The 9,315-nt window shown below is 67.9% G+C and carries 7 protein-coding genes; 4 read left to right on the forward strand and 3 right to left on the reverse strand.

The genetic code is table 11. From position 1 onward, the window contains the following. Positions 1–25 precede the first annotated feature (25 nt). A complete protein-coding gene (locus tag VL973_RS10555) occupies positions 26–724 on the reverse strand; it encodes a ZIP family metal transporter (protein ID WP_325283979.1) in 699 nt (232 codons plus the stop codon). Between the two features lie 23 nt (positions 725–747). Further along, positions 748–2,691 (reverse strand): acetate--CoA ligase, encoded by a 1,944-nt coding sequence (gene acs, locus VL973_RS10560; RefSeq protein WP_325283980.1) that lies wholly within the window; start codon positions 2,689–2,691, stop codon positions 748–750. Positions 2,692–2,858: 167 nt separating this feature from the next. Here acs and VL973_RS10565 point away from each other — a divergent pair, with 167 nt between their 5' ends. The 4 genes from VL973_RS10565 to VL973_RS10580 are packed head-to-tail and all read left to right on the forward strand — an operon-like array spanning position 2,859 to position 7,669. After that, positions 2,859–4,343, forward strand: coding sequence for an efflux transporter outer membrane subunit (locus VL973_RS10565; RefSeq protein ID WP_325283981.1), 1,485 nt, complete (start codon positions 2,859–2,861; stop codon positions 4,341–4,343). Between the two features lie 3 nt (positions 4,344–4,346). After that, positions 4,347–5,756 carry an efflux RND transporter periplasmic adaptor subunit gene (locus tag VL973_RS10570; RefSeq protein ID WP_325283982.1) on the forward strand — a complete coding sequence of 470 codons (1,410 nt, stop codon included), beginning with the start codon at positions 4,347–4,349 and terminating at the stop codon, positions 5,754–5,756. Beyond that, positions 5,746–6,459: an ABC transporter ATP-binding protein gene (locus VL973_RS10575; RefSeq protein ID WP_325283983.1), complete on the forward strand. Its 714-nt coding sequence runs from the start codon at positions 5,746–5,748 to the stop codon at positions 6,457–6,459. Before VL973_RS10570 ends, VL973_RS10575 begins: the two co-directional genes overlap by 11 nt. 1 nt (position 6,460) lies before the next feature. Beyond that, positions 6,461–7,669: an ABC transporter permease gene (locus VL973_RS10580; RefSeq protein ID WP_325283984.1), complete on the forward strand. Its 1,209-nt coding sequence runs from the start codon at positions 6,461–6,463 to the stop codon at positions 7,667–7,669. A 34-nt stretch (positions 7,670–7,703) separates the two neighbouring features. Here the strand turns inward: VL973_RS10580 and VL973_RS10585 are convergent. After that, positions 7,704–9,315 (reverse strand): alkaline phosphatase D family protein (locus tag VL973_RS10585; protein ID WP_325283985.1); only part of this gene is annotated, 1,612 nt, incomplete at its 5' end.

Genomic DNA, 9,315 nt, shown 5'->3' on the forward strand with positions numbered 1-9,315 from the left:
CCGCGCGACCGGCGGGCGGGCGCGATCAACCGCCGCTCAACTGGCCGAGCGCGAACGACAGGCACACACCGACCGCCGTGGCGATGCCCGCCAGGTGCCGGTCCTCGCCATAGGCCTTGGGAAACACCTCGGTCGCCAGACTCGCGACGACCGCCCCCGCCGCGAATGACCGGATCACGGCCAGCAGGTGCGGACTGGACCCCGCCAGCAACAGGTTGCCCGCGATCGCCGCCGCCGACAGCAACGCCGCCGTCGCCGCCCACAGCCCGAACACCGCCGCTTTCGACCGGCCCTCCTTCATCTCGCGCGCACCGCCCGCCGCTTCGGGCAGGTTGGACAGGAATATCGATCCCGCAAGCGCCGCCACTTCGGGCGCACCCGCGCCGATCAGCGCGACGCCCAGCGCCAGGTTTTCGGGCACCCCGTCCAGTGTCAGCGCCGCCAGCAGCCCGCCACCCGAATCGCCGCCCACCTTCTCATCGATCCAGTAATCGACGGCGGCAAACACCATCGCCCCCGCCGCCAGCCCGGCCAGCGCGGTCCAGATCCCGCTTTCATCGATCGATGGCTCGACCAGCTCCGTGACCAGCGACACGAGCAGCGACCCGCCCGCCACCGCGATCAGGAACCCCTCGACCCCCGGCCGCAGCTTGCCGAAAATGCCCCATGCCGCCCCGATCAGCAGCGCGCCCGACACCACCAGAACGACGATTGCCATGGTCATGATCGCGCACTCCAGGTCCAGGGTTACAGGGTCACACGGTTCTCGATCAGGTCGTCGACCACCCCCGGATCGGCGAGCGTCGACGTATCGCCCAACGACGACACATCGCCCTCCGCGATCTTGCGAAGGATGCGGCGCATGATCTTGCCGCTGCGCGTCTTGGGCAGGCCGGGGGCGAATTGCAGCGCGTCGGGCGTCGCGATCGGGCCGATTTCCTTGCGGACCCATCTGCACAGTTCGTCGCGCAATTCGTCGGACGGCTCCTCACCGCCGTTCAGCGTGACATAGGCATAGATGCCCTGCCCCTTCACTTCGTGCGGCATCCCGACAACGGCGGCTTCGGCGACCGTGGCATGGGCGACCAGCGCGCTTTCGACCTCGGCGGTGCCCATGCGGTGGCCCGACACGTTGATGACATCATCGACGCGGCCGGTGATCCAATAATAGCCGTCATCGTCGCGGCGGCATCCGTCGCCGGTGAAATATCTGCCCTTATAGGTGCTGAAATAGGTCTGGAAGAAACGGTCATGGTCGCCCCACACCGTCCGCATCTGGCCGGGCCATGACCGGGTGATGCACAGATTGCCGTCGGTCGCGCCGTCCAGCACCTGACCTTCCGCATCGACCAGTTCCGGCGCGACGCCGGGCAGCGGCCTGGTCGCCGATCCGGGCTTCAGGTCGGTCGCGCCCGGCATCGGCGCGATCATCGCGCCGCCCGTCTCGGTCTGCCACCAGGTGTCGATGATCGGGCAGCGACTGTCGCCGACGACCTCATGATACCATCGCCACGCCTCCGGGTTGATCGGCTCGCCCACCGTGCCCAGCAGGCGCAGCGTCTCGCGGCTCGTCGCCTTTACCGGGCCGTTGCCGTCCTTCATCAACGCGCGCAGCGCGGTCGGTGCGGTGAACAGCGTGTTGACCTTGTGCTTGTCGATCACTTGCCAGATGCGGCTGGCGTCGGGCCAGTTGGGCAGCCCTTCATACATCACCGTCGTCGCGCCATTGGCCAGCGGGCCATACAGGATATAGCTGTGCCCCGTGACCCAGCCGATATCGGCGGCGCACCACCAGATTTCTCCCGGCTTGTAATCGAAACACCAGTGATGGGTGATCGCCGCCCACAACAGATAACCGCCGCTGCTGTGCAGCACCCCCTTGGGCTTGCCCGTCGATCCGCTGGTGTACAGGATGAACAGCGGGTCCTCCGCCTTCATCGGCTCGGCCGGGCAGTCGCTGTCGACACGCTCGGCAACGTCGTGGAACCAGACGTCGCGGCCATCGGTCATCTCGACCTCGCCGCCGGTCGCCTTGACGACCAGCACCGTCTCCAGGCTCGGCGCGTTGGCGGCGGCGGCGTCGACATTGGCCTTCAGCGGCACGCGCCGCCCGCCGCGGCATCCCTCGTCGGCAGTGATGACGATCTTCGAATCGCAATCCTCGATCCGCCCCGCCAGCGCGTCGGGCGAAAAGCCGCCGAACACCACCGAATGGATCGCCCCGATCCGCGCACACGCCAGCACCGCGAACGCCGCTTCGGGAATCATCGGCAGGTAGATGGTCACGCGGTCGCCCTTGGCGACACCCTGCGCCTTCAGCACATTGGCAAAGCGGCACACTTCGGCGTGCAACTGGGCATAGGTGAAGCTGCGCGCCTCACCTTCGGGATCATCGGGTTCCCAGATGATCGCCGCCGCATCGCCGCGCTCGGCCAGATGCCGGTCGATGCAGTTCGCCGCGACGTTCAGCACGCCGTCCTCGAACCATTTGATCCCGAAATCGGCCTCGTCGAACGACCACTCGCCTGCCCTGGTCGGTGCCTCGATCCAGTCGAGCCGCTGCGCCTGATCCAGCCAGAACCCGTCCGGGTCCGCCATGCTCGCGTCGTATAGCCGCCGATATCCGCCGGCATCGACATGCGCGCGCTGCGCCCATTCGGTGGTTACTGGATAAACGTCGCGGTCGGCCATCGTCTGCCTCTCCCAGGGTTGCAGCGTCGCCTCCCTAACGCCCCACCAGCGCTTCGGGGTCAAGGTCGGCGTTCAAACCCCGCCAACGAACGATAAGTTCGCGTCCGTTACAATTCGCGACACAAAAGCGGTTGCCGCATGTCGGTCGCCCGGCCATCACGCCACCGATGCCTCGTCACGCCCTCTCGCTTCTGCTGGCCGTCGCGCTGCCGCTTGCCGGATGCGCCGCCGGGCCGGACTATCGCCCCGCCACCCCGTCACAGCTTGGCACGCCCGATGGCTATTCGGTGCCCGGCACCGCCACGCGTGAGGATCTGGGCCGCTGGTGGACGCGCTTCGACGACCCGCTGCTGGCGCGACTGGTGGAACAGGCCGCACCCGACAATCTGGATGTGGCGCAGGCGGTCGCGCGGCTGCGCCAGGCGCGTGAGGCGCTGGTTCAGGCACGCGCGGATTTCCTGCCCAGCCTGTCGGCATCAGGCGGCTATTCGCGGCGACAGGCGATTGCGGGCGGCAGCCAGCAGACCCAGTTGCCCGATGGCACGATCATCAACACCGGCGTCGGCTCGACCAACAATTTCTCGCTCGGCGCCGATGCCAGTTACCAGCTCGACCTGTTCGGCGGCATCCGCCGGTCGGCCGAAAGCGCGCGCGCCAGCTATGAAGGCGCCGGGTTCGACTATGCCACGCTGCTGGTGTCGGTTCAGTCCGAAATCGCCCGCAACTATATCCTCGCGCGCGCCGCACAGGCTCAGATCGCAAATGCGCGACAGAGCCTGGCGCTGCAGGACGACAATCTGGAAATCGCCGGTTTCCGGGTTCAGGCGGGTCTCGTCTCCTCGCTCGACGCCGAACAGGCGCGCGCGCAGCGGGCACAGACCGCCGCCAGCATCCCCAGTCTTGAGGCGAGCTACAACAGCGCCGTGTCCCGCCTGGGCGTGCTGACCGGACAGGCGCCCGGCGCGCTCAAGGTCGAAATGGCCGCCGCCCGCCCCATTCCGCGCGGTCCCGCCGCGATCGGCACGGGCATTCCCGCCGACACGCTGCGCCAGCGCCCCGATGTGCGCTCTGCCGAACGCGCGCTGGCCGCCGCGACCGCGCAGATCGGCGTGGCGGAGGCACAGCTTTACCCCGCGCTCGGCCTGTCGGGCGGCATCGACACCGCCGCCAGCGCGGTGGGCAGCCTGGGCGACATCGTCACCGGCACGCTGTTCGCCGGGCTGTCGCAGCTGATCTTCGACGGCGGCCGCACCCGCGCACAGGTCCGCAGCCAGCGCGCCGCCGCCGACGCGGCCTTTCTCGCCTATAAATCGACCGTGCTGACCGGGCTTGAGGAAGTGGAGAACGCCGTCGTCGCCCTGCAAAGCGCGCAGGCACGCTCGCGCGAGCTGGCGATCGCGCTCGATGCCGCGAACAATTCCGCGATCCTCGCGCGCAGCCAGTATCGCGCTGGGCTGACCGACTTCACCACGCTGAACCAGACCGAAACCCAGCTTCTGTCGGCGCGCAACAGCCTGACCACCGCGCGAAGCGACGAATCGACCGCGCTGGTCCAGCTGTTCGCGGCACTCGGCGGCGGCTGGGACGCGGGCATCACACCCGACGCCGACAACACGACCACGCGCGCGCTCGATGCGCGGCAGCAGGACTGATCCATGGCCGACCAGACTTCCCCCGATATCGACGCGTTTCTCGGCACCACCACGCAACCGGCGTGGAAACGATACGCCAAATGGGCGCTGATCGCGCTCGGCGTCGTGTTGCTGATCTGGGCGGCGCTGTCGTTCTTTCGCGGCGATGAGGCGACGCAATATGCGACCGTCCCCGCGCGCCAGGGCAATCTGGAAGTCACCGTCTCCGCCACCGGCAAGCTGGCCCCGACCAATCAGGTGACGGTCGGCTCCCAGCTTTCGGGCCTCGTCACGCAGGTGGTGGTCGATGTGAACGACCGCGTGTCGGCGGGCCAGGCGCTGGCGCTGATCGACCCCGAACAGCTTGACGACCAGATCAGCCAGAACCGCGCGCAGCTTGCCGCGCAACAGGCCTCGGTCGAACAGGCGCAGGCGACGCTGACCGAGTCGCGCGCGACCCTTGCCCGGTTCGAGGAAGTCAGCCGCCTGTCGGGGGGCCGCGTTCCCGCCAAGACCGAACTCGACACCGCGCGCGCCGCGGTCGCCCGCGCCGTGGCGGGCGTCCGCACCGCACAGGCCAATGTCGCTGCTTCGCGCGCGCAATTGTCGGCCAGCCAGACGCAGCGCGACCGCGCGATCATCCGCTCGCCCGTCAACGGCGTCGTCCTGGCGCGACAGGTCGATCCCGGTCAGACGGTCGCCGCATCGTTCAACACGCCAACGCTGTTCGTGATTGCCGAGGATCTCAGCCAGATGGAGCTGGAAGTCGCGATCGACGAGGCCGATGTCGGCAGCGTCCGCAATGGCCAGCGCGCGACCTTCACCGTCGACGCGTTCCCCGGCGAACGCTTCCCCGCGACGATCAACCGCGTCGATGTCGGCTCGAACCTGTCGGTCTCCGAAGCCAGTTCGTCGTCGTCCAGCAGCACGACGGGCACCGCGACCACCGGACAGGTCGTCTCCTATGCCGCCACGCTGGCGGTCGCCAATCCCGAACTGCGCCTGCGTCCCGGCATGACCGCGACTGCAGAGATCATCACGACCGAGCGTCAGGGCGTCCTGCTCATTCCCAACGCGGCGCTGCGTTTCCAGCCCTCGACCGGGCAACCCGGCGCCGATGCGTCCAAGGGCGGCCTCGCCAGCGCCATCGTGCCGACGCGCCGCCGCCGCGGCGGGTCCGATCGCACCGCCTCCATCGGTCGCGGCTCGAAACAGAATGTCTATGTGCTGGGCGACAATGGCGAGCCCCGCCCGGTCGAGATCACTGTGGGCGAGAGCGATGGGCAAGTCACCGAAGTGCTGTCGGGCGGGCTGAAACCCGGTATGCAGGTCGTCACCGGCCAGCTTGCCGGCGACAGCGAGCGCAAGACCGGCGGGCAGCTCAGCAAGAAGGGCGCCGAGGCCAAGGGCGGCGGGGGTCAGCGTGGCGGCTGATCCCATCATCACCCTGCGCGGCGTCACCAAGACCTATGGCAACGGCGCGACCGCGTTTCAGGCGCTGAAGGGTGTCGACCTCGACATCGAACGCGGCGATTTCGTCGCCGTCATGGGTCCGTCCGGCTCGGGCAAGTCAACCACGATGAACATCCTCGGCTGCCTCGACGTGCCATCGGCGGGCGAGTTCATGTTCAAGGGCGTGCATGTCGAAACGCTCGACCGCGATCAGCGCGCGCTGCTGCGCCGCAAATATCTCGGCTTCGTGTTTCAGGGCTTCAACCTGCTCAGCCGGACCAGTGCGCTCGAAAATGTCGAGCTGCCGCTGCTTTACCGGGGCGAGGACAAGAAGATGCGCCGCGATCACGGCATGGCCGCGCTGGCCAAGGTCGGGCTGGACAAATGGTGGGACCACACACCCGCCGAACTGTCGGGCGGCCAGCAGCAGCGCGTCGCCATCGCCCGCGCGATCGTGACCCAGCCCGACGTGCTGCTGGCCGACGAACCCACCGGCAATCTCGACAGCGAACGCTCGGTCGAGATCATGGAATTGCTAACCGACCTCAATCAGAACAGCGGCATCACCGTGCTGATGGTGACGCACGAATCCGACATGGCCGCTTTCGCGCGCACCGTCGTGCATTTCAAGGACGGGCTGGTGGAGCGGATCGACACCCGGCATCGGCAGGGGGCACAGGTCTGACATGCTCGCCACCACCTTCACCCTCGCCGTCCGCTCGATCCGCCGCCATTTGCTGCGCTCGTTCCTGACGATCCTCGGCATCGTCATCGGCGTGGCGGCGGTCGTCACCATGGTGACGCTGGGGCAGGCCACCACCGCCGCTGTCCAGCAACAGATCGCCAGCCTTGGCACCAACATCCTTCAGGTCCGCCCCGGCCAGGGTTTCGGGCGCGGCGGCGGCGGCCCGCGTCCGCCCGATTTCGACCAGGAGGACGTGGATGCCGTGACCGAACAGGTCGCCGGCGTCACCGCCGTCGCGCCCCAGGCGCAATCGAGCGCCACCGCGATCTTCAACGGCGCCAACTGGTCGACCACGATCAACGGCACCACCAACGCCTATTTTCAGGTTCAGCCATGGAACCTGACCGCCGGGCGCACTTTCCTGCCCGCCGAGGAAGAAGCCGGGCGCGCGGTCTGCATCATCGGCAATACGGTTCGCACCAACCTGTTCCGCAATGTCGATGCCGTGGGCCAGCGGATGCGCGTCAACGACATCAGCTGCGACGTGATCGGCACGCTGGAAACGCGCGGACAGGCCGGGTTCGGCGGCGATCAGGACGATATCATCATCATGCCGATCAAGACGGTGCAGCGCCGCCTGACCGGCAGTCGCGACATCCGGCTGATGCTGGTCGGGGTCGATGACGATTTCGACACCGCGCAGGTTCAGGACCAGCTCTCCAGCCTGCTGCGCGAACGCCGCCGCATCGAACCGGGGGCGGAGGATAACTTCAACATCTTCGACACGGCGCAGATTTCGGCGACGCTGACCGGCACGACGACGCTGCTGACCAGCATCGTCACCGCCGTCGCGGCGATATCGCTGGTGGTCGGCGGCATCGGCATCATGAACATCATGCTGGTGTCCGTCACCGAACGCACGCGTGAGATCGGCATCCGCCTGGCGATCGGTGCGGTCGCGCGCGAAGTGCTGTTGCAATTCCTGGTCGAAGCGGTCGTGCTGTCGATGCTCGGCGGGCTGGTCGGCCTGCTGATCGGTCAGTTGGCGATCCTGCTGCTCACGCCCTTGATGCAGGTGCCATGGACCTTCGTGCCGGAAATCAACCTGATCGCTTTCCTGATTTCCGCCGTCATCGGCGTCGTGTTCGGCTTCTTCCCCGCCCGCCGCGCGGCCGCGCTCAACCCCATCGACGCGCTGCGCCACGAATAGGGGGGGACGCGCACCGGGCGCCCCCCCCGCCAATTCACGTCATCACATTGCGCCCGCGCGTCACATCGGCACGGTGGCCGACGCTGGCGCGCGGGTTACGCGCCGTCACCGTGTCGACGAACAGCCACTCGTTGCTCACCCGCTCCGGCGTCAGCGTCAACGCCATATAACCGCGCCGCGAGGTATCGCACCATTTCAGCTCGGGGTTGGTCTCGACCATCGCCGCCGCCACCCGCTTGGGATCGATGCCGATCGCGCTTTCATATCCTGGCGACGTGACGCCGTGTCCGGCGAACTCCACCGCCGCCGGTCGCCCGTCCTGTCCCAGATCATAGGCCCAGCCATTGTGGCTGTCGCCGGCGATGACGATCGTGCTGCCGCCATGCGCCTGCGCCGATTTCAGGAAGCGCGCGCGCGCCGCCGGATATCCGCCCCAATTGTCCAGATTGGACGGCAGCCCCAATTTGCTGGCCATCACCCCGCCCTGGACATAGGCCTTGGTCCGCGCCGGCGCATCGGCGCGGATCCAGCCCAGCGCATCTTCCGGCGCGCGCGTGTTGCCCATGATCGTGCCGAATCCGACCACCTGCCACCGCGTGCCCGCCCGCACCGATGCCGCCATCGCGGCGTCCAGCCACGCTTCCTGCGTCGTGCCCATCATCGTTACCGATGCGTCCTGCCACGGCCCGTCGCGAAACGCGCTCAGCGCCGCCGCCGGATCGCCGCCCTTCAGGAACAGCGGCGCCAGTTCGGGCGGCTTTGAGCGCGCCGCCAGCCGCGTGTCGGTGCGGAACAGCGTCGCCAGCGTGCCGATGTCATAGGCCTTCCACGGCTCGTCACTGACGGGCAGCCATTCGCGAAACGCCTGCACCGCAGCGGCGCGCCGCGTGTTCCAGTCGCCTTCCTCACCCTGATGGTTCTGCGCGCCGCCCTCCCACGAGTCATTGGCCGATTCGTGGTCGTCCCACTGCACGATCATCGGCACCGCGGCATGCAGCGCCATCAGGTCCGGGTCCGCGCGGTAGCTGGCATAGCGCAGCCGGTAATCGGCCAGCGCGACGATTTCCCTGAACGGCTGCGGCACCCGGCCACCCACCACCTGCTCTGCCGCCGGATAATTGGCGGGCGCATATTCGTAAATATAGTCGCCCAGATGGATGGCGAGGTCGATATCATCGCGCGCCGCCGCGTGGGCATAGGCGTTGAAGAATCCGAAGCCGTAGTTCGAGCATGAGAACACCGCCGCGCGGAACGAAGGCGTGTCACCCTGCGGCAGCGTCCGCGTGCGCCCCACTGGCGAGAAGCCGCCATCGGGCGCGACGAAGCGATAATGATAGCGCGTCCCCGGATTCAGGCCCGTCACCGTGATCTTGGCGGTGTGGTCGCGCCATGGCCCTGTCACCATCTCACCCCCGGCGACGACGCGCGCGAAATCCGGCGTTTCGGCAACCTCGACCTTCAACTTGGCCGCCGCGCCGTCGGCGGGGACGTATCGGGTCCACAACAGCATCGACGTCGCCCCCGGCTCACCGCTGGCGACCGAATGGGTGAAACCGCGCGCGGTGGTGATGTTGGCCTGCCGCGCAAAGCCGGGCAGCGCGAACGCCCCCATCCCCAGCGTGCCTGTCAGGATCAGCGAGCGGCGA

Origin of the sequence: Sphingomonas sp., assembly GCF_035490575.1 — a bacterium.
Classification (GTDB): Bacteria; Pseudomonadota; Alphaproteobacteria; order Sphingomonadales; family Sphingomonadaceae; genus Sphingomonas.